Origin of the sequence: Staphylococcus hsinchuensis (assembly GCF_038789205.1) — a bacterium.
Taxonomy (GTDB): Bacteria; Bacillota; Bacilli; order Staphylococcales; family Staphylococcaceae; genus Staphylococcus; species Staphylococcus hsinchuensis.
The window spans coordinates 1,023,963-1,049,801 of record NZ_CP128355.1 but is presented as its reverse complement, the minus strand read 5'-3'; the positions used below and the strand labels follow the sequence as shown (position 1 = coordinate 1,049,801).

Annotated in this window: 22 protein-coding genes and 1 pseudogene; 6 read left to right on the top strand and 17 right to left on the bottom strand. The window is 32.8% G+C overall.

All coding sequences use genetic code 11. The features are described 5' to 3' along the window. Positions 1-49 precede the first annotated feature (49 nt). Positions 50-304, top strand: coding sequence for a GlsB/YeaQ/YmgE family stress response membrane protein (locus tag QQM35_RS05205; RefSeq protein ID WP_251518939.1), 255 nt, complete (start codon positions 50-52; stop codon positions 302-304). Positions 305-492: 188 nt separating this feature from the next. Here QQM35_RS05205 and QQM35_RS05200 read toward each other — a convergent pair whose 3' ends face one another. The 9 genes and pseudogenes from QQM35_RS05200 to QQM35_RS05160 all read right to left on the bottom strand — a co-directional run bounded on the left by QQM35_RS05200 (position 493) and on the right by QQM35_RS05160 (position 11,991). After that, entirely contained in the window at positions 493-1,566 is a 1,074-nt protein-coding gene (locus QQM35_RS05200) for a glycosyltransferase family 2 protein (protein WP_251518937.1), read from the bottom strand. A gap of 662 nt (positions 1,567-2,228) precedes the next feature. Further along, positions 2,229-3,068 (bottom strand): aldo/keto reductase, encoded by an 840-nt coding sequence (locus QQM35_RS05195; RefSeq protein WP_251943312.1) that lies wholly within the window; start codon positions 3,066-3,068, stop codon positions 2,229-2,231. Positions 3,069-3,280: 212 nt separating this feature from the next. Next, complete coding sequence (locus tag QQM35_RS05190) at positions 3,281-4,630, bottom strand: hemolysin family protein (RefSeq protein WP_251518933.1); 1,350 nt, start codon at positions 4,628-4,630, stop codon at positions 3,281-3,283. Positions 4,631-4,902: 272 nt separating this feature from the next. Beyond that, positions 4,903-6,063: an N-acetylglucosamine-6-phosphate deacetylase gene (gene nagA / locus QQM35_RS05185; protein WP_251518931.1), complete on the bottom strand. Its 1,161-nt coding sequence runs from the start codon at positions 6,061-6,063 to the stop codon at positions 4,903-4,905. 289 nt (positions 6,064-6,352) lie between these two features. Then, a pseudogene (locus tag QQM35_RS05180) lies at positions 6,353-8,320 on the bottom strand (PTS fructose transporter subunit IIABC). A gap of 2 nt (positions 8,321-8,322) precedes the next feature. Further along, complete coding sequence (gene pfkB, locus QQM35_RS05175) at positions 8,323-9,246, bottom strand: 1-phosphofructokinase (RefSeq protein WP_251518929.1); 924 nt, start codon at positions 9,244-9,246, stop codon at positions 8,323-8,325. Then, positions 9,243-9,998 carry a DeoR/GlpR family DNA-binding transcription regulator gene (locus QQM35_RS05170; protein WP_251518927.1) on the bottom strand — a complete coding sequence of 252 codons (756 nt, stop codon included), beginning with the start codon at positions 9,996-9,998 and terminating at the stop codon, positions 9,243-9,245. Before QQM35_RS05170 ends, pfkB begins: the two co-directional genes overlap by 4 nt. Before the next feature lie 173 nt (positions 9,999-10,171). Further along, entirely contained in the window at positions 10,172-11,266 is a 1,095-nt protein-coding gene (locus QQM35_RS05165; RefSeq protein ID WP_251943321.1) for an ABC transporter permease, read from the bottom strand. Then, on the bottom strand, positions 11,263-11,991 hold the full coding sequence (locus QQM35_RS05160) for an ABC transporter ATP-binding protein (protein WP_251518923.1): 729 nt from the start codon (positions 11,989-11,991) through the stop codon (positions 11,263-11,265). The genes QQM35_RS05165 and QQM35_RS05160 overlap by 4 nt, the downstream gene beginning before the upstream one ends. Positions 11,992-12,131: 140 nt before the next feature. Between QQM35_RS05160 and QQM35_RS05155 the strand changes: the two genes are divergently transcribed. Next, complete coding sequence (locus tag QQM35_RS05155; RefSeq protein ID WP_251518921.1) at positions 12,132-12,710, top strand: TetR/AcrR family transcriptional regulator; 579 nt, start codon at positions 12,132-12,134, stop codon at positions 12,708-12,710. Positions 12,711-12,801: 91 nt separating this feature from the next. On the opposite strand, the gene galU is transcribed toward QQM35_RS05155, so the two are convergent. The 3 genes from galU to norA all read right to left on the bottom strand — a co-directional run bounded on the left by galU (position 12,802) and on the right by norA (position 16,238). Then, positions 12,802-13,671 (bottom strand): UTP--glucose-1-phosphate uridylyltransferase GalU, encoded by an 870-nt coding sequence (gene galU / locus QQM35_RS05150; RefSeq protein ID WP_251518919.1) that lies wholly within the window; start codon positions 13,669-13,671, stop codon positions 12,802-12,804. Between the two features lie 362 nt (positions 13,672-14,033). Then, positions 14,034-14,789, bottom strand: a complete 756-nt coding sequence (locus tag QQM35_RS05145; RefSeq protein WP_251943325.1) for a hypothetical protein — start codon at positions 14,787-14,789, stop codon at positions 14,034-14,036. A 291-nt stretch (positions 14,790-15,080) separates the two neighbouring features. Beyond that, positions 15,081-16,238, bottom strand: a complete 1,158-nt coding sequence (norA, locus tag QQM35_RS05140; protein ID WP_251518913.1) for a multidrug efflux MFS transporter NorA — start codon at positions 16,236-16,238, stop codon at positions 15,081-15,083. A gap of 289 nt (positions 16,239-16,527) precedes the next feature. On the opposite strand from norA, the gene QQM35_RS05135 reads away from it, so the two are divergent. After that, positions 16,528-17,151: a DUF1361 domain-containing protein gene (locus QQM35_RS05135; protein WP_251518911.1), complete on the top strand. Its 624-nt coding sequence runs from the start codon at positions 16,528-16,530 to the stop codon at positions 17,149-17,151. Next, on the top strand, positions 17,141-17,416 hold the full coding sequence (locus QQM35_RS05130) for a hypothetical protein (RefSeq protein WP_251518909.1): 276 nt from the start codon (positions 17,141-17,143) through the stop codon (positions 17,414-17,416). Before QQM35_RS05135 ends, QQM35_RS05130 begins: the two co-directional genes overlap by 11 nt. A 165-nt stretch (positions 17,417-17,581) precedes the next feature. On the opposite strand, the gene mdh is transcribed toward QQM35_RS05130, so the two are convergent. The 3 genes from mdh to QQM35_RS05115 form a co-directional block, all read right to left on the bottom strand. Next, entirely contained in the window at positions 17,582-18,520 is a 939-nt protein-coding gene (mdh, locus tag QQM35_RS05125; protein ID WP_251518907.1) for a malate dehydrogenase, read from the bottom strand. Positions 18,521-18,646: 126 nt separating this feature from the next. After that, a complete protein-coding gene (locus QQM35_RS05120) occupies positions 18,647-18,946 on the bottom strand; it encodes a hypothetical protein (protein ID WP_342610571.1) in 300 nt (99 codons plus the stop codon). A gap of 20 nt (positions 18,947-18,966) precedes the next feature. Next, positions 18,967-19,872, bottom strand: coding sequence for an aldo/keto reductase (locus QQM35_RS05115; RefSeq protein WP_251518903.1), 906 nt, complete (start codon positions 19,870-19,872; stop codon positions 18,967-18,969). A gap of 814 nt (positions 19,873-20,686) precedes the next feature. On the opposite strand from QQM35_RS05115, the gene QQM35_RS05110 reads away from it, so the two are divergent. Next, positions 20,687-21,130 carry a MarR family winged helix-turn-helix transcriptional regulator gene (locus QQM35_RS05110; protein ID WP_251518901.1) on the top strand — a complete coding sequence of 148 codons (444 nt, stop codon included), beginning with the start codon at positions 20,687-20,689 and terminating at the stop codon, positions 21,128-21,130. Between the two features lie 199 nt (positions 21,131-21,329). Here the strand turns inward: QQM35_RS05110 and cydC are convergent, their stop codons facing one another. After that, complete coding sequence (cydC, locus tag QQM35_RS05105) at positions 21,330-23,006, bottom strand: thiol reductant ABC exporter subunit CydC (protein ID WP_251943327.1); 1,677 nt, start codon at positions 23,004-23,006, stop codon at positions 21,330-21,332. Further along, positions 23,003-24,634, bottom strand: a complete 1,632-nt coding sequence (locus QQM35_RS05100; protein WP_251518897.1) for an ABC transporter ATP-binding protein/permease — start codon at positions 24,632-24,634, stop codon at positions 23,003-23,005. The genes cydC and QQM35_RS05100 overlap by 4 nt, the downstream gene beginning before the upstream one ends. A gap of 258 nt (positions 24,635-24,892) precedes the next feature. Here QQM35_RS05100 and QQM35_RS05095 point away from each other — a divergent pair, with 258 nt between their 5' ends. Further along, complete coding sequence (locus QQM35_RS05095; protein WP_251518895.1) at positions 24,893-25,765, top strand: undecaprenyl-diphosphate phosphatase; 873 nt, start codon at positions 24,893-24,895, stop codon at positions 25,763-25,765. The last annotated feature ends 74 nt before the right edge of the window (positions 25,766-25,839 follow it).

The following is a 25,839-nucleotide window of genomic DNA, read 5'->3' as shown; positions in this document are numbered from 1 at the left end:
ACATTTCGTGGTATATAATGATTATCATATTATTTAAGGAGGTTATACCATGGGTTTTATTCTTATGTTAATCATCGGGGGATTAATTGGTTGGATTGCTGGTGCAATTCTAGGTAAAGATATTCCTGGTGGTATTATTGGTAATATCATTGCAGGTATTATCGGTTCAATCATCGGTTCTAAACTATTTGGTCAATGGGGCTGGGAAATCGGCCGTATTCACGTATTCCCTGCATTAATCGGAACAATTATTTTAGTTGCACTTGTTTCACTTGTGTTCGGATTAATTCACAAGAAAAAATAATGGGACATACGTTTAACTAAATATTATTATGAAAGAGATAGATTCTTTTACTAGAATCTATCTCTTTTTTTCTAATGAAACAAGGAATTAAAAAACAATATATTTTCAGTCCATAACTATCTTAGAACTAAAAAAGCGAGATGCAAACTTCTATATTTAATAGATGCTTGCATCTCGCTCTTATTAAATTATTTATGATTGACTAATTTCTTTTCCTCGACAGGTTGTTGTTTTATTTCATGTTGATAATATTTTTGATTAATATTAGTAATTGAAGTGTGGTAATCTCTTTCTCTTTCATCTCTTGATTGTTGGTATGACTGTTTGTTTAAATTGGATGCTTCAACTATATATTTAGGTCGTTTTTTCACTTCATAATAAATACGTCCGATATATTCACCGATAACACCAATTGAAATTAATTGGATTCCTCCTAACATAAGTATAGCTGCTATAGTAGAGAAGTATCCTGGTGTTTTGACACCGTGTAAAATAATACCAGCTAAAATAAATACTATATATAACAAACTGATAAATGAAACAAACATCCCTAAATAAATCATCATACGTAATGGTTTTGTATTAAATGAAATGAGTCCATCTATACCATAATTTAACAGCTTACCAAATGACCATTTGGAGTCACCATCTTCTCTTTCAACATTTTCATAAGTAAATACTTTCGTATTATAGCCAATCCAAGCATAAAGTCCTTTAGAGAAACGCGTACATTCATCTAAGTCAGTTAAAGAATTTACTGCTCTTTTACTTAATAATCTGAAATCTCCAATACCATCTTCAAGTCTAATATCTTCTACAAAGTAGTTGATTGCTCGATAATAAATTCTTGTTAATAATTTACGAGATTTCTTTTCGCCTGTTCGGTCTCTTTTTGCAATAACTTGATCATATCCATCCATATAACCTTCAATCATTTGAGGAATTAATTCTGGTGGATGTTGCAAATCTGCATCAATCATAACGACTGCATCACAATGGCTACTATGTTGGTAACCTGCAATCATGGCTGACTCTTTCCCGAAATTACGGCTAAATGAAATGAATTTAACGTGTTGGTCTTTATTTGCCACATCTTGTATATAATTAATAGTATTATCGCTACTACCATCATCTATAAATAACAAGTCATAATTGTAGTGGTGTTGTTGGCTGTCTTCTGATAAAATTTCAGTTAATCGTTGATACGTTTTTAATATAACTTCACCTTCGTTATAGCAAGGTATGATTACTCTTAATTGCATTCCTTAACACCTTCATTTTAGTTACTTCTTTATTGCTTTATATTACTTTATCAAGTTACTGCATGATAATGCTATCTATAGCAATTAATTTTACATAATTTTTATATAGCCTTTACATTCTTCAATTAAACTTGTTTCCCAATAAATCGGACTAAGGTCGCAATTAAAATCTTTATTTTGTTAAAAATGCTTTTCAAACTATATTTCACCTTATATATTTAGGAAAATGTACTCGCTTTCCTAGGGCACTGCCTCAGCCTGTAGTCTTCGGCTTGTGCTATTCCCTCAGGAGTCGGTACATTTTCATTTAAAGATCTGTCTTCTATTTATTTTAACTTTTATATTTTTTACCTTGGAAAATGTATTCACTTTCCTAAGGTACTGTCTCTACCTGGAGTCTTCGGTCCGTGCTTTCCTCTCAGGAGTCGGTACATTTTCATTTAAAGATTTATCTTCTATTTATTTTAACTTTTATATTTTTTACCTTGGAAAATGTATTCACTTTCCTAAGGTACTGTCTCTACCTGGAGTCTTCGGCCCGTGCTTTCCTCTCAGGAGTCGGTACTTATTAAGTATTTATATATAATAAAACCGATGATACCTTCTTACGAAGATATCATCGGCTATAAAGCATTGGTACTATATTAAAAATACACTGCTTACTATTTTAATGTGCCTATTCTTACTTCATCCGGGTCTTTACCTTGTCTAGCACCTCTGTCTAAACTATCTATTTCAGCTATATCTGTTAATTCTAAATTAAAATCAAAAATATTATAGTTTTCTTCGATACGTTCTGGTGTTTTAGATTTAGGTATGACAATGCGATTATGCGCAAGATGCCAACGCAATACTATTTGCGCAGGTGTTTTATCATAGCGTTTAGCTAAATCAGTAATTAATGGATCGTCTAATAAGCCTTGATTTCTCATTAATGGCATCCAAGCAGTTACTGCAATATCATGTTTATCACAGAACTTTTGTAGTTTGTACTGGTTAAAGTATGGGTGGAACTCAATTTGATTTACAGCTGGTACGATTTCCGTTTCATCCATCAATTGTTCTAAGTGGTGTTGTTTAAAATTGCACACCCCAATAGCACGTACTTTTCCTTCTTTGTATAATTGCTCCATCGCTTTGTAACTTTCAATAAATAATCCATCTTCTTCACATGGCCAATGAATTAAAAACAAGTCTAAATAATCCGTATCTAAATTATTTAGTGTTTTATTAAAATATTCAATTGTTTGGTCGTAGCCTTGATAATCATTCCATAATTTTGAAGTAATAAATAAGTCATCACGTGAAACATCTGATTTTGATAGTACTTGACCTAAAGCTTGTTCATTATTATAAAAATAAGCAGTATCGAAAGCACGATACCCTACCTCTAAAGCATGCATTACTGCTGTTTCCATTTCTGTTTCAGAGATTTTATAGACACCTAGTCCTACTTTTGGCATTGGATAACCGTTATTTAAATAATATATATCTTCAATCATAGGTAATCCCCTTTCTACATATTTCCTAAAATATATTGATCAAATAAACTTTTTTCACAATTCATATGACTTTCTATGTGAACAGTATTATATCTATTTTAATATGCTCAAAAATAAAAATATACCTTTAAGCTTAGAAACGAAAATAAAAAACTGAGACGTTATTACACGTCTCAGTTTTAGCATTTATATTATTTCGTATAAAACATTTATTAATCGTTTGATTCGTCTTCCTCATCTTCTTCAGGTGTCGGACGCGTATCGTTAAACTCATATTTTAAAATAACATGAATAATTTGATGATTATCTATTTCAGAAATGACCCAACGATCATGTTCAGTATCTACATAGTCATTTTGCTGTAAGTTTGTATTGTGGGCTTGTAGCCAACCACCAATCGTATCAATATCTTCAGAGTCTTCAAATTCAATACCAAACTGTTCGTTTAAGTCGTCGAGTAATACACGTCCATTAATTTGGTATTTATCATCAGATAATTTCACAATATCGTTTACTTCATCGTCATCAAACTCGTCACGGATTTCACCTACTATTTCTTCTAAGATGTCTTCCATTGTTAATATACCGGCTGTACCACCGTATTCATCAATGATTAAACTGATATGCACATGTTCACGTTGCATGCGAATTAATGCATCACTAATCTGTGTCGTTTCAGAAATCATAGGTAAATCGTGAATATAATTGCTTACTTTAATCTGTTTACCTGAAGCATATTCCGTTAAAAATTCTTTAACGTTGATAAAGCCTTTAATATGGTCTTTGTCACCATCTTCAGTAATAGGATAGCGTGTGAATTGGTGTTCTTTAATTGTGTCTAATAATTCATCAACATTAAATGGTTCATTCAACGTAATCATTTGTGTTCGTGGCACCATGATATCTTTAGCATGGCGCTCATCGAAAGAAAAAATATTTTGCATGTAAGCTAACTCGGTTTGGTTAATTTCTCCACCGTTGTAGCTGTTATTTATAATAATCTTTATTTCTTCCTCTGACATTGCATCATTATTTGCATCCGGGTCTACACCAAAAATACGGATAATCAGTCTTGCTGAACCGTTCATTAACCATATTAATGGTTTCATCACGAATCCAAAATAATAAAGTGGTCTAGAATATAATAGTGCTAATCTCTCTGTATGTTGAATTGCTAAAGTCTTCGGTGCTAATTCCCCAAGAACTACGTGTAAGTACGTAACGATGATGAACGCTAGAACAAATGAAATCGTCGTAGTGATAGCTTGAGGTAGATGTAATAATTCGAACAAAGGATGTAATAACTTATCGAAAGTTGGTTCACCTAACCAACCTAATCCTAGAGAAGTTACCGTAATCCCGAGCTGACAGGCAGATAAATAGTAATCCAAGTTCTTCGTCATCTTTTTAACAACTTTGGCATTACCATTTCCTTCTGAAGCTAACTGTTCAATTCTCGTAGATCGAACCTTTACTAAAGCAAATTCCGAGCCAACAAAGACAGTAGTTAACGCTATTAATAGAAAAAATATTACTAAATTTATTATGGTCGCAGTTTCCAATTAATTCCCTATTTCTAGGGATTCACCTCCAAATTTTTGTGTCACAATAGGTGACCGTTCATTATATTGATCGTTATTCCAAGTCATCATTAAAGTTACTAAATCCTTCCCATTGTAACACCTCCCTAAAAATACATATTGATTTTTATTCTACCATATTTAAGACGACTATTCTATATTTCAGAATCTTTTTTATTCAAATTACTAATAAACCGTAAATATACAATTCCATTAATGTTTTAACAATCTAAATGTTAAATTTAACATTAGTATTATTTTGAAAAATGATGCATTTTACCTGACTTAATTGTCAATTGCACATTTATATCATTATCTAGCACAACGATATCTGCATCATTGCCAACTTTTAAACTCCCTTTTCTATCATCTATTTTTAGTGCTTTAGCTTGATTTAAACTCGTAACTCTCCATAAGTTTTCTAATGAATCGCCAGTATAATTGATTAAGTTATTTAAACCGTCATTCATCTTCAATATACTACCAGCCAAGGCACCTGATTCTAACCGTGCTTCAGTGCCTTTAACAATCACATTTTGACCGCCTAAATCATATTCACCTTCAGGCATGCCTTTCGCTCGCATCGCATCTGTAATTAAGAAAAATCGACTATTACCTTTTTGTTTATAAGCAATTTTGACAGCTGCAGGGTGTGAATGCACACCATCAACAATGATCTCTGTATGAAGATCATCGTTCGTCCACGCCGCGCCAAACACGCCTGGCTTTCGATGTTCAAATGGCGTAGCTGCATTGTATAAATGCGTCACATGTCTAGCACCATTTTGTGCCGCTTTATTAGTCTCTTCAAACGTCGCCACACTATGACCGATCGAAAAACGTATTTTATCTTTAAATGATTGTAATAACGCTAAAGCACCTTTGACCTCTGGGGCAAAGGTTATAACTTTGATTTGGTTATTTGCACTTTCTTGAAACTGTTGCAGTTTTTCTACGGTTGGTCTTTGTACATATTTAGGATTTTGAGCTCCTACTTTATGTTCAGAAATAAATGGACCTTCTAAATGGACACCTACTACTTCAGCTGCTTGATATCTATCTTGTTGTGACTGATAATCGGCAATATTTTTTAATGCCGCTTTAATGTTTTGTTCGGATTGAGTCATTGTCGTAGGTACATAACTTGTTGTACCTTCAGACAATAGCGATTCAGATAAATGTTTCAGTCCGTCAAACGACCCATCCATTGCATCTTCTCCATAACCACCGTGAATATGCATGTCAATAAATCCTGGTAAGATGTGTCGCCCTTTCATATCATATGTCTCGAGCTCACCTTCATAGTTACCATTACCTAAACCAGCAATTTTGCCGTTTTTTATAATGACATAACCTTTATCTATTTTTTCTCTTTCTGTATATATACATCCATTGATTAAAACATATTTAGACATTATACTTACCTTCTTTATATGTTAATTTAATTATGTTTATCCTACTTTATCAGTTTATCAAAATTAACCTACATATTATATTCAAATGTTTATGTTAAATATATGACAATAGTTAGAAAATCCACTAAACGTGCTTCATTTTTAGAAAATAAAAAAATAGAGGCTGGGATAAAAAATATCTCAGCCTCTTTGTAAATTAGGTGGGATTACGAAATCTCTATTAGAAAAATTCGATTTCTGCATCATTCTCTATTTTTATAAAGTAAAGTGTTAATTATTACATTATATATTATTCATTCATTGACTTTGAAGCGTCAAGTTCATTATCAGTTACTTTAGGTTTAAGTACACCGTAAATGATTGCTGAAACAATTGAACCAATTACAATTGCTATTAGCGCTGACAAAATATGATCTAAATGGTTAATGTTCGTACCAATAATTACAAAGATACCACCATGAGGCGCTTGTATTGTTGAACCTAATCCAAGTGCAATCGCACCAGCTACACCTGAACCAACCATCATTGAAGGAATCACTCTTAAAGGATCAGCTGCCGCAAATGGAATTGCACCTTCTGTAATAAATGAGAGTCCCATAACATAGTTTGGTAAAATTGATCCTCGTTGCTCTTTCGTGAATTTCTTTTTAAAAATTAACATCGCAGTTGCAATAGCCATTGGAGGTACCATTCCTCCAATCATAGCTGCTGTAATTGGCGCTGCATTACCTTCAGTTAAAGCTGCAGTCGCAAAGACATATGCGGCTTTGTTGAAAGGACCACCCATATCGATTGCCATCATTGCACCGATAACTAATCCTAATAACATGATGTTAGAGCCAGATAAACTATCTAAACCGTTAAGTAATGTATTATTTAACCATGATGCAGGTGGGTTAACGACATAAATCATTAGTAATCCACTAATTAGAACAGAAAATACGGGATAAATTAATGTCGGTTTTAAACCTTCCAATGCTTGTGGTAAATAACTCGCAAGTTTTTTAATACCTTGAGTTAAGTAACCAGCTAAGAAACCAGCTAGAATACCACCAATAAAGCCTGAATCACCATTGGCTGCTAACATACCACCAACTAAACCTGCAGCGAAACCAGGTTTATCCGCGATGCTTCGAGCGATGTAACCCGCAAGCACTGGTATAATAAGTAAGAATGCACTGTTTTTACCGATATTCCATAATTGTTCTGCGAAAGCATTATGTTCAGAGCTTTTTGGATCAAAAGAGTTTGGACCTATAATAAATACAAGTGCCATAATGATACCACCTGCTATTACGAGCGGTAACATATTAGAAACACCATTCATGAGATGTTTATAAATTGTTTTTCCGACACTTTGTTTCTCATTGCTTTCAGTATAGCTGCTTTGGCTATCTCCTTTTGCAACAAATGGTTTACGAGAACGATCTTGTGCCATATTTATTAATGTTTCAGGACGTTTAATACCATCAGCCACTGGCACTTCTACAACATTTTTTCCATCAAATCGATCAGTATCTACATGTACATCAGCTGCTACGATAATTCCTGTAGCACGTGCTATATCTTCATCTGTAAGGTGATTTTTGATACCACCTGAACCGTTTGTTTCGACTTTTATTTTAACGTTCATTTTTTCTGCTTGTTTCTTCAAAGCATCACGTGCCATATATGTGTGCGCAATTCCAGTAGGACAAGCTGTGACAGCCAAAATGTATGGTTCATCTTTATCAGTTTCTTCCGTTGAAGAAGCATTGGTTGTAGCTGAAGCTTGTTGTTCTGCTTCTTCATCTTCAGTTGCCTCATCATCAGCTTTATCAATAATTTGTAATACTTCCTATGGAGATTTAGCATCTAATAATTGTGCGCGAACATGCTCATCCATAAGAATACCTGAGAGTTTCGCCAGTGCATCTAAATGCGTTTGAGCACCACCTTCTGGCGCAGCAATCATAAAGAATAAATGTGCAGGTTGCATATCTAAACTTTGATAATCGATGCCCTCTTTAGATTTACCGAATGCTATCGCTGGTGAATCAACTGCAGCTACTTTGGCATGTGGAATAGCAATCCCTTCACCAATACCTGTTGTACTTTGCGCTTCACGGTTATGAATCGCTTCTTTAAAAGCTTTAACATCGTTAAGTTTTCCTGCATGATTTAACTGATTCCCTAATTCTTCAATAACACCATCTTTATCATTTGCAGATAAATCCATCGCAATGGTTGATTGCGTCAATAATTCTGTAATTCTCATGTTTATACACTCCCATCTAATGCGCTAATTGTAACTTTGTCTTTAACTTCTAATATAGATTGATATGTTGCTAAATCATCGTTAAACGCTGTAGCTGATCCCGAAGCCACTGCTTGTTTAAATGATTCTTCGATTGAAAGACCTGATTCTAAACCTGCAACCATGCCTGCAACTGTGCTGTCTCCTGCACCAACTGTGTTGATCACTTTATCTATAGGCACTTCAGCTTTATAACTATTTTTATGATCAACGTAAATTGCACCTGCACCACCGAGCGTGATTATGACTGACTGTGCACCTTGGTCTATAATTTGTCGAGCATATTTAATCACTTCTTCATCTGATTTAATCGTCGTATCAAACATATCTTCGAGTTCATCTTTGTTCGGTTTAATAAATAAAGGCTGATATTCTAATACAGACTTCACTAAATCTTTTTCCGCATCTACTACTAACTTCGCACCTGTTTCATATGTGATTTGAGCTATTTGTTTATACGCATCATCAGGTATACTCTTTGGGACGCTACCTGAAACAATGACAACATCATGTTCTTTCGTTTTTCTCATTTGATTTAATAATGTTTCAAATTGCTCATGACTAACAGTTGGGCCAGGTGCATTTATTTCTGTTTCAACCTGTGTTTTAAGTTTGACGTTAATCCGTGTATCTTCATCAATATGCACAAAATTCTTTGCAATTGATGCATTTTGTAATGTATCGATAATAAATTGTCCCGGAAACCCACCAACAAAACCTAATGCAGTCGAATGGACATTTAATGTTTTCAATACACGCGATACGTTAATTCCCTTACCTCCTGCGAATTTCTGCGTATCTGTAACGCGATTTAACCTACCCAACTCAAAGTCTTCTGACACCATGATATAGTCTATCGATGGATTAAAAGTAACGGTATAAATCATATTGTTCCCCCCGTAAATTGATATTTTTCAAAATAATCTCGTTGTACTGTTGCAACAGCCTTTTTAGAAGTTACAATTTCTATATCTTCTTGAAGTGAAACTTGGGCAAAATAAACTTTATTGAACTTTGAATAATCTGCTAATATAAATATCTGTGAACCCAACTCAATAGCATGAGTCTTTATAAGGGCTTCTTGTTCATCAGGCGTCGTCAATCCATGCTTTAAATCAATACCATTGATTCCCATAAATACTTTGTCAAAGCGGTAACGATTTAAAGTAGATAGTGCGCTGGCACCAACTGCGGCAAGCGTTGTTGATTTAATTTCTCCACCAATCATCAACGTCTTAATCCCTTGCTTTAATAGTTCTTCTACATGTGTTAAACCATTAGTTACAACGATAATATCTTTCGCAGTAATATAAGGTATCATTTCAAGTGTCGTTGAACCGGCATCTAAATAGACACAATCGTTATCATTTATTTGAAGTGCAGCTAACCTACCTATTTCTTGTTTTTCTCTAATATTTGTACTCCGTTTATCTGCTAAATTAGGTTCAAACACTGTAGTTTGATTCAAAGTTGCACCACCATGCACACGCTTAAGTTTCCCCATCTGTTGTAACTTAGATAAATCACGTCTAACCGTTGAAGCACTACAATGCGTTCTATCTACTAATTCATTCAAAGTTAAAAAGTCTTTCTTCGCTAATTCATTTAAGATTAAACTTTGTCGTTTTTCTGAAATCATCGTTTCACCTCATCTTCAAATTCATTATAATGAATCCGCTTTCATATTTCAATCACTTTTTATCAAAAACAATCATAATCAATCATTTTTCTGACAACTTTTTGAACAAATAAAAAATCACAAAGCGCATATTTATTTACGCCTTGTGATTGAATACTATTAAGTTCTTTAATTTATACTTTTCTATAACGTTTCAAACCAATAATATTTAATAAAGTAAATACTCCAATAAATAACAATAGTACAGCAAGATCTACCCAAATATGGGCGAGCCCCTGACCTTTGATCATTACATCAGTTAGTCCTTCACCACCATATCTTAATGGGAAAGCATAACTAATTGAACTAATCCACTTTGGAATATTATCTAAAGGAATAATACCCGATAAGAACACTTGTGGTATAACAACAATAGGTATAAATTGAATCATTTGAAATTCTGAATTAGCAAATGTTGATACAAATATACCGATAGCTAGAGCCGTTAAAGCAATCAGTATGTTAGTAAGTAACACCCAACCGATACTACCGTGAATATCAATTTTTAATAGGTAAATAGAGTACAGGACGATGATAAGCGTTTGAATGATAGCAAATAAACCATAACCTGCCATATAACCAAAAACGATTTCACTTCTTTTAATTGATGTAGCCAACAATCTCTCTAAAGTTCCATTTGTTCGTTCTCTTAATAATGCAATTCCAGAAATTAAAAATACAAAGAAAAATACGAAAACACCTATTAGAATAGGAAATAACTTATCAAAGTATGTGCTATTTGCATCACCATATAAATAGTGATGTTTTAATTTCATATCCTCTGAGGTATGTTGTTTGTTTTGCTTTAGCTGAGGTGGTAGTTTTTGCATGACATGAGCCATATTTTGCATTTTATCTTTCTGAAGAGTGCTTGCTAATATTTGTTTGGTAGAAACAGTATGGTTAGGATCTTCATTTTTATAAGTAATGTTTAAATGTTTACCGTCTTTTTCTATATAGGCATCTAGGTTATCGTCTTCAATCGTTTCTTTAATAGAATTAGGATGGTTAACTGTTTTCGTATCAACTTTATCTGAAGGAAAAGCATTAACTATTTTATTTGGTACATTTCTATTCACGCCAATTTTCAAATCAGATTCAGTATTTGTATCAAATATAAAATACATTAACGTCAAAACTAAGAGCGGCGCTAAAAACATTAACGCTAATGTTCTTTTATCACGTAACAATTCCTTAATAACTCTTATAAAAACTGCTTTTAACCTCATTGTTCCACCTTCTTTTCAGCTTTAATAAAGACTTCTTCAATGGAATCAACTTCAAATTTAGCTTTGAGTGTCTCAGGTGTGCCCATCGTAAATAACTGACCATCAACAATAAGACCGATATAATCACAACGTTCAGCTTCGCTCATCACATGTGTTGTGACGATGACAGACTTATTGTTGCGCGTAAGATGGTTTAACTGTTTCCAAATATCTTTTCTTAAACTTGGGTCGATACCTACTGTTGGTTCATCTAAAATAATGAGGTCAGGATTAGAAAGTAAAGTGATTGCTAATGAAAGTCGACGTTTCATCCCACCTGAAAATGTAGAAACAATTTGGTCAAGTTCTTGTTCTAAATTAACAAGGTTCATCGTTTCAGATATAGCATTTTTTAATACCTTACCTTTGATTCCTTTTAAATTTCCGAAAAACTCCAAATTTTCGCGAGCTGACAATGATTCATATAACGCATCGCTTTGGCCCATATAACCAATGTCATTTAACACTTTTCGATTAGGGATAGTTTGATTAAATAAAGTGGCTTGCCCACCATCCAGTTTCTCCATACCCATCAGGCATTTAATTGTAGTCGTTTTGCCAGAACCACTTGGTCCAATTAATCCTAATATTTCACCTGAAGATAGTTCAATATTAATGTTATTTAGGACCTGTTTCTTTCCATAATATTTCGTTCCATTTATAAGTTGCGCTACATTTTTTGTCATTTGCATCCCCCTCCTATTAGACACCGTGTTTATTTTCTCTCATAATAAGATTATATAATGATGGATAATTTAAGCAATAGTAAATCTTAATTTAATTAACATATAATTAAATATGTCTAATAATGTTTAGGAGGTAAATTATGGAAAATGAAAACACAACAGATATACGGATTTTAAAAACAAGACGTCGCGTACGTGTAGCTTTAATAAAGTTATTAAAACAAAAAAAGTTTGAAGAAATTGATGTGAAAGATATATGTAATGAGAGCGGAATAAGTAGAGGGACTTTTTATAAACATTTTAAAGATAAATATGATTTAGTTTATCAATATCAATTAGAGATAATGAAAAAAGCAAAACAACATATTAGTCAAATCATCAATAACAACCCAGATCAATTATTTATTCAAATGCTAGAATTTTGGAATAATGAAGCCGAATTACTTCTTCTACTTATTTCAAATAACGGTTCTCCAGATATTCAAAATCAAGTTAAAAAATTACTTCAACGATATATGGAACGTTATACCTTTTCTTTAGTGTTTAAAAATAACTTCACTAATCAAGAAAAACATTATTTCACAATATTTTTAACTAATGCGTTATTCGGCATTATCCAAGAATGGGTAAATCAAGGTCAACAAGAATCTCCTGAAGAATTGGCTTTAATCCTCTCGAAAATCATGCCGTCTTCTTTAATGAAGAAAAGTTATACTTAATAAATAATTTCAATGATTGGTATCTAATTTAATTTAACAAAAACAATACTCCCCTTTTCATTTTTAGCGAAAAGAGGAGTATGATTAACAATTAATCAATATCTAATTTTTTAATAAATGATTTCAATTCATCGCGCATTGACTCATCTTTTAAGGCGAATTCTATCGTCGTTTTAACGAAACCTAACTTTTCGCCAACGTCAAAACGATTTCCATCGAAGTCAAATGCGTATACTTGATCATCTTTATTCAAACGTTCAATAGCATCAGTCAACTGGATTTCGCCACCTGCACCTTTACCTTGTGTAGCAAGGTAATCAAATATTTCTGGTGTTAAAATGTAACGGCCCATAATCGCTAAATTAGAAGGCGCTGTACCTTGTTTTGGTTTTTCAACAAATTGTTTAACCTCATACTTTTTATCTACCTTTTCTAAAGGATCGATAATGCCGTAACGATGCGTTTGGCTTTCATCAACTTCTTGTACACCAATCACTGATTTACCTGTATCCTCGTAAGCCTCAACAAGTTGCTTGATTGCTGGGTTATCAGATTCAACAATATCATCACCTAATAACACTGCAAACGGTTCATCTCCAATAAATTGGCGTGCCGAATAGATAGCGTGTCCTAGGCCTTTTTGTTCTTTTTGACGAACATAGAATATATTCGCTAAATCAGTTGAATATTTTACTTGTTCGAGTAAATCAGTTTTGCCTTTTTCTTGTAAAATCATTTCTAATTCTTTTTGATTATCGAAATGGTCTTCAATTGCGCGTTTATGTTTACCCGTAACTATAATAATATCTTCTATACCAGCCTTGGCCGCTTCTTCAACTATGTATTGAATCGTTGGTTTATCTAATATCGGGAGCATTTCTTTCGGCATTGCTTTAGTCGCTGGTAAAAATCTTGTTCCTAATCCTGCTGCGGGTATAATCGCTTTCTTAATTTGCTTCAAGTTGTTCATCCTTTCCGTTGTCATCTATCATCAAATATACTCGTGAGCATGGTCATCATTGTTGAATACTTTAAAAAGGTTTGCTTACCATTACTTTTATAGTACTCTTCTCAAACCGCTTACTCATCTCACTTTTCTTAATGTAATCATAACATTGATCGGTACAACTTTATAATATTTTTTATGTCAGTTGCATATTATTCAATATCTATGTGAAGTTTACCCATATTTTTCTGTATATAAAATAAAGAGTCTGCGACAAAAATAGGTGTCTCAGACTCTTTATCAATTTGTGGGACTACGAAATCTCTGTTAGAAAATTCGATTTCTGTCCCACTCCCTTTGATACTTATTTAATACACTTAATTTATTGTATGTTGATGATTTACGTTTCCATTTTTATCAATAATAATTTGATATGTTTTTGAACCATTTTTACTTTGATACTTATAACACATACCATCTTTCGATTCTTCAACATTACTCAATGTTGTACTGTTACCTAGTTTATCTGTGGCATGTTTTTGTGCAATGACTTCAGACTCCTGTGGTGAAATGCTAGGTTTATGAGATGGTTTGCCACCTTTAATATTAAATGATTTATCAATAATACGAGCTTCATTGTGGTTGTCTACTAAAACTTTATAATAAGTGTGTGGTTTCAGTCTATTTTTAAAGGTGAAAATATAATAATATTTACCTTGGCATGTACTATCGATACCATAATCATTATATTTATTGTTTGCGTGGTTATCATGGTTAACTGTGGAACGCGCTTTACCTAATGCTTCTGAGAATTGAGGTAATTCAGCTTTACCAATTTCATTAAGCTTCAAATTATGTGTCTCTCTTTCAGCAATTGGTATATAGTGCTTTGCATGATAAGGTTTTTTTTGTTCTTTTCCGTTTTTCACTTTATCGATTAAGTTAAGTGAGGCCTCATGACCGTTATTATCTTTTTCTTTTGCATTTGCTATCTTGCTCATATTGGGCACGTTAGAAATTGTATGATGCACTTTCATTAATGCATTTTCATTTGTAGCTATGATTAAAAGAAAACATAAACAACAGGCTAGAAAGAGGGCTGATACACCTAACATCATATTTTTCCAATTCATATTCATACCCACATTTCTTCAAATAATTTACCTTATAGTAACACAAAACAACCTATTTTCAGTTATATAGATTGCAATTTAAAATAAATGTAATATATGTAATATTGGTATTACTAAATTGAAGTATCATTACAATATTCACTAATATTTATTTCACTTTAAATCGCATTATAAGGTAATTTTTGAAAAGTTATGAGCTTAGTTTTTTTACAACGCTAAATCATCTTTCTTTTCACTTTGTGTTGACGAAAATTTCATTACACATCGGTAATGCGAACAATCTTTTAAATATTATGTTTGCTTCTTTTTATATCTCATTTTCTCAATAAAAATTACACCAATACCTATCATCATAACGATAATCGACATATATAAAGGAAATTCAAAGTTGACATCATACAAACTTCCTGCAACGAGCGGACCAATAAAATTCCCCATACTCGTAAATGTGGAGTTGAGCCCACCCGCGAAACCTTGTCGATTACCTGCAATATTTGAAAAATAATTGGTTATAGCAGGGCGAATCATATCGAACCCAATAAAGACTATGAAACTGATCAACATAATTGTCCAATAATTATTCGCAACAATTAATCCTAATAGTACGAGTGATGAATAGAGTAGCGCTACTACTATAAAGTTAAGTTCCTTTAAATATTTCATAAATTTATCAAAGAAGAATACTTGGCATATCGCACCTAGCACGCCCCCACCAGAAATTGCGATAGATATATCTAACGGAGAATACTTTGCTTTGTCTGCAGTATATAGAGGGAACAACGTTTCAAACGCCGATAATCCAAAAGCTAATACAAGAGTAAGGATTATAGGTGTTACAAATACTTTCCAATCAATTTTAGTTAGCATATCGCTTTGATACTTTGTAAAACCGTCTGTTGAATGTTTTTTTAAACTTTTAAGCATAGTGATTGTCATGATTAACGCAATAAAACCACTGACCCCTGCAATAAAGAACGGTAAACGGTGTGAAAATTCTGCTAAAAATCCACCAATTCCTGGTCCAAGAATAAAACCAGAGTTAATAATGGCTGACATATAGCCAAAATTCTTTGCTTTATCTTTAGCTACTGAAATATCAGCAATCATACCTGTCACACCCGGCATAACCATACCTGCACTAAAACCACCGAGAATTCTTGAAATAATAAGTATTGTAAAAGTATGTCCTACTGCAAATAATATTTCAGAAATGGTAAATAACACGAGGCCTATACAGATTATTAACTTTTTACCTAATTTATCTGCTAAAGTACCACCGAAAGGAGAAATAAGCATTTGAGACATAGCAAATACCGCAACTAATATACCTAGGTCACTACCATTGAGTCCCAAGTCTTTTAAATAAATAGGCAATACTGGAATAACTAATCCAATCCCTAAAAAAACTAAAAATATATTAAAATAAAGTATAATAAACTGTTTTTTCATATGTCTCGCCTCATTTCTCTATATAGTACCTTTTCATACAATTATTTATGTACTAAACTCTTTTGATTTATATTTGAATTTTACGTAAATAAGCTTTATTATAAAATTTCACGTCAAATCAACTTAGAAATTCATACAAACTAATTATACTAACTACTTTATTATGAATTTATATAAAGTCAAAACAATCAAACTTACTTTGATTTACGAATGCAATATTTGTTTATATAATTAACCGATAATGAAAAAAAGTGAACATCAAAAACAACAAAGGAAAGTAGGTTTTGTCATGAAAGCACGCTATATAGCTAGAATCACCTTTGTCTTACTGATGATTATATCTATTTGCTTTAATAGTGTATTTAAATTTCTGACATTAAATTTATTTCTAGCTTATATCCCCTTTGAACTGTGCTTACTCTTGAAACTGTTCAAACCAAAACGAAATATCGAATGGCCATTATTTATAATTTTTATGCTCGTATTTTTATTTATGGTTCCAAACACACTATATATGGTGACCGACTTAATTCATTTAAAGCAATTTAACTTTAACTTTTACCAAGGATTGGAAATTCAAGAATGGGTATACTTTACATTCCTAATTATCTCAGTATTACTCGCACTTTATTTACTAACTATTATGTATTTAGAACTTGAACATTTTACGCACAATCTTTTAATGAATAAATTACTGATATTAGTCATTATGTTTTTAAATGGACTCGGCATTTTTATAGGCAGATTCTTAAGGTTACATTCAGTTTATCTCATTAATGAACCTTTACCAATTATTCAAAAAGTGTTGACTAGCTTGAATTTTGAGTCAATTTCTTTTATCTTATTACTCGTCATTTTACAAATCATTATTTATGCTTTTGCGAAGGGAGTTCGAAGCGTCAATGAGTCCTAATATAATGATTCTTATCGTTGTAATCGTTGTTTTGCAACTGATTATCGGACATTTATTACATGATATAGGTTTTTCATATACACAAAGTATTTTATTGATGTTACTTCCTTTAGGTATTGGATTGTTTTTCCTACAAATCTTATATTATGAAAGAAAGTATCCAGAATGGGATGTACCATTCAAATCAAAGGTTCGTTTAAAATACCTTTATTTATTAACATTATTAGAATACATCGCTTTGTATATTTGTATCTTTAAAATGTAAATCATAATTTCAATTCGAGAAAACGAACCATGTCTAGAACATAAATCCTGAAAAAGCCAGTAAATGAGTTTTACATTCATTTACTGGCTTTTTATTTATAATACTTCATAAGCTTATGATTTAAATAGTTAGAATACTTTATAATCCGATGTCACTTTTCCAAAATTATTGTTGTTTCAACGATTGTTTTACTTCTGTAACAGAATCAGCTGAAACCTTAAGTTGCTCTTGTTCCTCTGTGGATAGTTTCAATTCCACAACGCGTTCTATTCCGTTCTCTCCTAATATCGTAGGCACTCCTAAACAGATGTCCGAATACCCATATTCACCATCTAAATAAGAAATGGTTGGGAGTAATCTTTTTTGATCTTTGAGTATCGCAACTAACATGCTATACACCGCTGAAGCTGGAGCATAATAAGCGGAACCATTGCCTAATAATTCAACAATTTCAGCTCCACCTTTTCGTGTACGAGCAACGATACCTTCAATTTGTGTATCATCTAATAAAGAACGTAAAGGGACTCCATTCACATTTGTAGAATTTACTAATGGCAACATCGTATCTCCATGACCGCCAAGCACGAGGCCTTTAACGTCTTTGACAGAAACACCTAAAGCCTGTGCGATGAACGTTTGGTAACGTGCTGTATCTAATATGCCTGATTGACCTATTACACGAGATTTTGGGAACCCTGATGCTTGTAATACAGAATATGTCATCGCGTCTACTGGATTGGTTAACACTACAATCGTACAGTTAGGCGAATATTTTACGATATTACTTGTAACGTCATGCATGACAGATTCGTTAACTTGAACAAGTTCATCACGACTCATACCTGGTTTACGCGGCACCCCAGCAGTAATGACTACAATGTCTGAGTTCTCAGTATCTTCATAGTTAATTGAACCTTTAATGTCAGCATCAAAACCATAAATAGGGCTACTTTGTAAAATATCTAAAGCTTTACCTTGTACCTGACTTTCATTGTGAGGTCGATCAATCACAACAACATCTGCAAGTTCTTGTTGCGCCACAATAAATGCTAATGTTGCACCCGTATTTCCGCCGCCAATAATAGAAACCTTTTTCTTTGCCATAATATCCCCCTCAATCTAATTTACTTGTTATTTTAATTATAACACTAAAAAGAAAGATATTATGGTAATTCACTTGCTTGATTTCTTTGATTTAATTATTCAATGCAATTAAATTTACTTATCATATTAAAATAAATTATTTCCTTTACCATATAAATAAATTAACGAACCAAAAATAGCTAATGTCATTAACGTTAATATCAAAGTAAGTATCATAATACGTTTGTAATGCTTAAGAAAAGATACAAATAATAATCCTGTATTGTAAAAGAAAAACAGACCAAATAATACCATCATCGTATTAATATCTGGATAAATAATATTCAACAATGCTACAACGAGTGCAAAACCTAAAAATGGTAAGATAATTAAATTACGTGCAAACTTAAACTGCTTTTCACGTAACTTATCGTTATTCTCCGTCATAACAACTCTCCTTCTAAATTTTACTTTATGTCATGCCCTAAAGATGCAGTATAGACGTCGAACCACTCCTGTTGCGTCAACTCAATGTTTAAACCTGAAATCGCTTCATCAATACGTTCTAATCGATGTGTGCCTAAAACTGGCATTATCTTTGCAGGTAATTTGCTCAACCAAGCTATCATAATACTACTGTGTGAAACATCATATTTAACAGCTAAAGATGATATAACTTTCATGATACGTCGCGATTTTTCATCTTTCTCATCAAACAGTTTACCGCCTGCTAAAGGGCTCCATGCCATTATTTTAACATCATCTTTCATCATATGACTTAACACTCCGTTATCAATCGTTTCTAAATGATATGGAGAAATTTCTAACTGGTTTGACGTAATATGCAATTGTTCGGACATCAAACGTTTGTTGAGTAAGTCAAATTGTTCATTATCGAAGTTAGAAACGCCAAATGACTTAATCTTACCTTCGAAAACAAGTGCTTTCACCGTTTCCGTTATTTCTTCTGGATCCATTAACGGTGAAGGTCGGTGAAGTAATAGCGAATCGAGATATTCAATATTCATATTTGATAAAGAGCGTTCAACAGATTGGCGAATATGTTGGGCGCTATGATCATAACGATGACCACGTTCATGATATGGCGTTGACGGTAAAATGATGCCACACTTAGTGATAATCTGTAATTCATTTCTTAAATTCGGAGATAATTTTAATGCATTACCAAAAAGCGTTTCACAATGATATCCTCCGTAAATATCTGCATGATCCATAGTTGTAACGCCACGTTCTACAAGGCTATTAAGGTAATAATTTAATTGTTGGTCCGTCCATTGCCAATCTTTAGCTCTCCAAAATCCTTGTATTAATCTAGAGTAGGATATGTGTTTATTAATTTGCACGCTTTCCAATCAAACCATCGCCTTTTTCTAATAATTGAGATGATTGTATCACAAAATGGCTTAAAACGTCATAAAAACACCTTATATCTATACTGATAACAGAATAAAAATAATGTCTGGCAACGCCTGAATGATTTCATGACCATTTACGACACCACGATAAACTGTTATTATTCAGATCGGTTTACTTATATCGCAACAATATGCAAAAATCTCAAGTTTTTAACCTTTATTTTATATCATTATCTCGAAATCGTAAAATAAAATGATAAATTTCAATTCAACTATATTATTACTTGAAAAATCTCCCGTTAAATTTTACGATAAAAAAGTTGGGGATAACATTTTTTATCTCCACGAATCAGATGATGCCCTTTAATATTTTGAATTTGTCTTTGTGCCCAAATGTGAATAATTAATAAAAATGTGTTTTATTGCACTTTTATGATAAAAATGTTTTAATTATTTTATCATGAAAACGGAAAATTTTTATTTTACCGTTAAAGCAATTACGAACTTTGCACGAGAGTATTAATTATAACTTAGTCAATACGAACAATTTATCTGATACATGTGAATTAAAGCGACTTTAATTATAGATTACGATAACGTTTGAAATATCGTTATAATTGGTTTTCAAATTGAAATAATATATAATTAGGTCTTTACTAGGCCAAAATTGCTACCCCTTTATTTATTTACATCACATATTTTAGTGTGATAAAGTGCAAAAGTGTGTTTGAGGAAGTGTCTAACAACATTAGACGGATTCAATCCGATACACAGAGAGAAAAAACGGATAGAATGTCTGGAGGAGAACTTTATGTCTGAAGAAATAAATTTAAAGGAAGAACTTTGTTTTAGTTTGTACAACGCTCAAAGACAAGTAAATCGCTACTACTCTAATCATGTCTTTAAGAAATACAAACTAACTTACCCACAGTTTTTAGTTTTAACTATTTTGTGGAATGAATCACCAGTTAACGTCAAAAAAGTCGTTACTGAATTAGCATTAGACACAGGTACAGTTTCACCATTGTTAAAAAGAATGGAGCAAATGGAATTAATTAAACGTGAACGTTCAGAGGTTGACCAACGTGAAGTATTCATTCACCTTACTGATAAGAGTGAAGAAATCAGACCAGAACTTGATACTGCGTGCCAAGATGTCGCAGTTGCATCATCTTTAAATAAAAAGGAAACAGCTGAACTCAACCGTTTATTAAACAAAATTATCACAACATTTGCTGAAGGTAACAAAGAATAAAAGCTCTAGTATACTAATAAGGGGCACTATTGATAAATCAATATATTTCGATATAATTAAGCGTTCTAGCGAACTAGAACGCTTGTACTTATATTTAAAAAGAGGTCGAGACAACAATCGTTGCATTTAAGAGGGTCATAACCCCTCCTAGCAAGTCATTATTGTCATGACCTCTTATTTTTTGACATATTTTACAAAATTATTGATTCATTTTCATAACCTCAGATAAATATCCTTGAGATTGTATTAATGTTTTATAACTCCCCGATTCAACAATCTGGCCTTCTGAGATTACAATGATGCGATCAAATTTCGGTAATATTCTTAAGTCATGTGTTGCTACTATAAGTGTTTGAGCGTGCTCTTGAATGAGTGCCATAACATCGTCACTATGATTTATATCTAATGATGTCGTAGGCTCATCAAGTACCCATATCGGAGCATTTCTCAGTAATAACCTCGCTATTCCGATACGTTGAGCCTCTCCACCTGACAATGTCTCTCCTGAAATAGTTACGTCTTTATTTAAAGGAATATGGTCTAATCCTAATTGATTCAACACTTTGCGTATCTTCGCGTCATCTGCTTGAGTAAACAAATTATCTTTAATATTTCCATCAAACAGTTGTTGAGATTGTAGCAACGCATTAATGTTTTGATATTTTGACTCATCACTTATTTTATTAATGTCTCGGTTGTAAAGACGAACCTCTCCTTTTTCAGTTTGATATAAGCCTGACATCATTTGAAGTAACGTTGATTTACCTGAACCAGAAGCACCTATAATCGCCACATGCTCCCCCTTTCTTATACTTAAGTTAATATCTTCTAGTACATATTGTTTTTGATTCCAATATTTAAAATGAATATCTGTTATTTCGAGCACGTGAGCAGAATATGGTTCTGATATATTGCCAATTGTTTCTGTACCTTGTTTAACAGGATGTTGAATGACTTCATTAATGTCTTGTAATGCAGCATCTGTATCAGCTTTATAATAAGCCACGTTACTCATCGGAACGGCTTGTTCAAATATCGTCAACATCATTAACACAATACTCGTTAAATAAACAACATCAAGTTGACCGTCGTGAACTTGAAGAATACCTAAACTAAGCGTCAGTATCAAAGCAACCATCGATACTATATTTAAACTATATTCATATACAATTAAAAATCGTTGTTCTTTTGATTGCGCTTCTTCAAAACGATTCAAGGCTTCTGACAAATGTTGATAATAAGCTTCAGTTTGGTTAAAACGTTCTAACTCTTCGTAACCTTCATGATAATCATAAAATGTCGTTAGAAAATGTTGTTGTTGCTCACTTGAATATTTCTTTAAATGTTGGGCTCTACGTGCACTCAACCATGGTATAACCAACAGTGAAATGAGCATACTCACAGCTATAATGAGCGCATGTACCCACGAGAAAAACAGCATTACAACAATAGAAATCATAGCGGTTAAACCAATTACAATTGGTGGATAATATACGCGTAAGTAGATGTTTTGTAATGCTTCTACACGACTAATCATCTTGTTTATAAGGTCACTTGAGTTGTGTCTTCGATAGACATCAGGAATAACAGGCAATAATTTTTCGAAAAATTGCACTCTCACGTCACGTAACATAGTGAAAGTCGTTCTATGGGATAGCAATCGCTCTATATATCTAGCAATTGCTCGCATAAATCCAAACAACTTCACTGTTACGATAATAATCATTAATGAAAATAACGGCGCGCCTAAAGCACTTTGGGTAATCATATAACCTGACAAGAAGAACATGATTAGTGCGACTAAACAACCTACTACGCCCACAACTATCGCTAATACTAAATCTTTATCTGGATTGAACTTTATACGTGGTTTCATGTAAAATCACCACCTATGTTTGGTTTACGTATTGGTTGATAACTATCGTTAGTGATCGTTTGATTTTGAAGATGAATAACTCTATCTGCGTGTTGAATCGTGTGCGGTCTATGGGCAATCGTAACAATTGTTTGGGTACTGAATTGTTTTGCTATCGCTTGTTGAATTATTGTTTCAGTATGAATATCTAAACCGGTTGCAGGTTCATCAAAGATAATAATATCCGGTTGATCTACTAATATTCTACATAACTCAACTCGACGCATTTGCCCTCCTGATAACATCTCTCCACCTTCTCCAATTTGTGTATCGAGTCCATCTTCTAACATCATAACTTTGTCATATAAATCAACGTATTGAAGTGCTTTTACAATGACAGACTCATCTATTTCACGAAACATCGTAATATTGTTACGTAGAGAGCTAGAAAAAATGTACGGTGACTGACTGAGCACACCCATTTTTATATTTGGAGATTGATACGATATTACACCATTATTAGGACGATATCGACTCGAAATAAGTTGGACTAGCGTCGATTTACCTGCACCACTTTGACCTACGAGCGCTATGTGTTCTCCTTTGAAAATATCTAAATTGATATTTTTTAACACGTAAGACGAGGCAACGTCATATTTAAAGCTCACATCATCCACTTTAATTAACGGAGATTGCTGTTGGTTAAAATGTTTCGACACTTTACTTGATGCTTGTTGCTGATCAATTAATTCAAAAACAACATCACTTGCTCCTTCACTTTGTTTCCCTGTGTGGAATGATTGCCCTAAATCTTTAATCGCATTGTAAAATTCTGGCGCTAATAACATTGCAATAGCAGCCACTTTAAAATCAATGCTATGAAATACGATAAGACCCAATCCTGCTTCTAACGCAACAAGTCCAATACCTAGCATTGTTATAAATTCCAACATTAAACCAGAAAGAAATGCGCTTCTTAATATGCGCATCGTCAAATCCCTAAACGTTGTACTTTCTTGAAATAAATTTTGTTCAGTTTGCTTCGTTTGGTTAAATAATTTCAAAGTTATTAAACCTTTAATTTTATTTAAAAAACGCTGGCTAAACTGGTTTAAATAAGTCATTTTATCTTTGGATTCATCACGTGTTTTTAAACCGAAAATAATATAAAACAATGGAATAAATGGGGCTGTTACCATCATAATTAATGCTGTATTCAAATGAATAAAGCACATTGCAATAATAATAAATAACGGTATCATAACTGATTTAAAGAATTGAGGTAAATAATTATTAAAAAATGGCGACATTCCATCAACACTTTCAGTGATTGTATTCATCTGTACACCTAGTGAAGAAGGTCTCCGTTGTGAAATAATTTGTGTTCTTAGAAGATGTTTCACTTTTCCAGATAACAGGTGGCCTAACAATAAATTGAAGCTATTAAATGTAGCGCGCAATATGAGTACAATAAATGCGACGATACATAATTTCACTATATTTTGATACGAATGGTGTAACGTTTCGTTTAAAATCGTTGCAATCGTAATATTTTGTATTATTACAGATAATGCTAAACAAATACTGGCTATTACCATACTCATTGGATAAATTTTGTATTTTTGTGCTAAATTCATTAATCTTTTCACACATATCACCTGTAATTAATTATAGTCTTTATATATATAATTTAAATATATTAACTCATATTTTGAAATCTCTTTGATTTAGAATTCATAAATCTGTCATACATTTTGTTGTAATATGTTGCCAAAAGCTGATTTTTTCCAAGAATGGTTTTTTGTGGTAATTGCTATTTTTATTATGCTATGATTATGTAATGAAAATGATGAAAATTTCATAAACGAATAATTATAATAGTAACTTTATAAGAAAGTAGGTAAAACATGTTATTGCTTGAAATGATAAAAGGTATCATTCTCGGTATTGTTGAAGGATTAACAGAATTTGCCCCAGTTTCATCAACAGGTCATATGATTCTCGTCGATGACATGTGGTTAAAATCGAAAGAATTTTTAGGTTCACAATCAGCGTTCACTTTTAAAATCGTTATTCAACTCGGCTCTGTATTTGCAGGGGCATGGGTTTTCAGAGAACGTTATTTTGAAATGCTACATATAGGTAAATATAAAGCGCAACCCGCTACTGGATCTAGACAACGTCCTAAACGCTTAAACTTATTACACATTTTAGTAGGTATGATTCCAGCAGGTGTTCTTGGCGTACTTTTTGATGATGTCATTGAAAAATATTTATTCAGTGTCCCAACAGTCATGATTGGTTTATTCATCGGAGCACTTTATATGATTGCTGCTGATATGTATAGTAAGAAAGTGCCAAACCCACGCACAGTGGATGAAATAAATTATGTACAAGCCTTTATTATAGGTTTGTCTCAAGCCATTGCGATGTGGCCAGGTTTCAGTAGATCAGGTTCAACAATTTCTACTGGTGTATTAATGAAGATGTCACATAAATCTGCATCTGATTTCACATTTATCATGGCAGTACCAGTTATGTTAGCAGCAAGTGGTTTATCACTCGTTAAGAATATGGAATATATTCATTTAAACCATATCGGTTTTTACATTCTTGGATTCTTAGCTGCGTTCATCGTAGGATTGATTGCGATCAAAACATTCCTATCACTTATTAGCAGAGTGAAACTAGTACCATTTGCAATTTACCGTATTGTCTTGGTAATTATTATTGCAATATTATATTTCGGTTTCGGCATCGGCCAAGGTATTACAGCTTAATATCAATAACACATACACCCTGCAACTTGTTTGGAGGGTGTTTTATTTAGCTTATTAAGAAGCAAATTTACTTT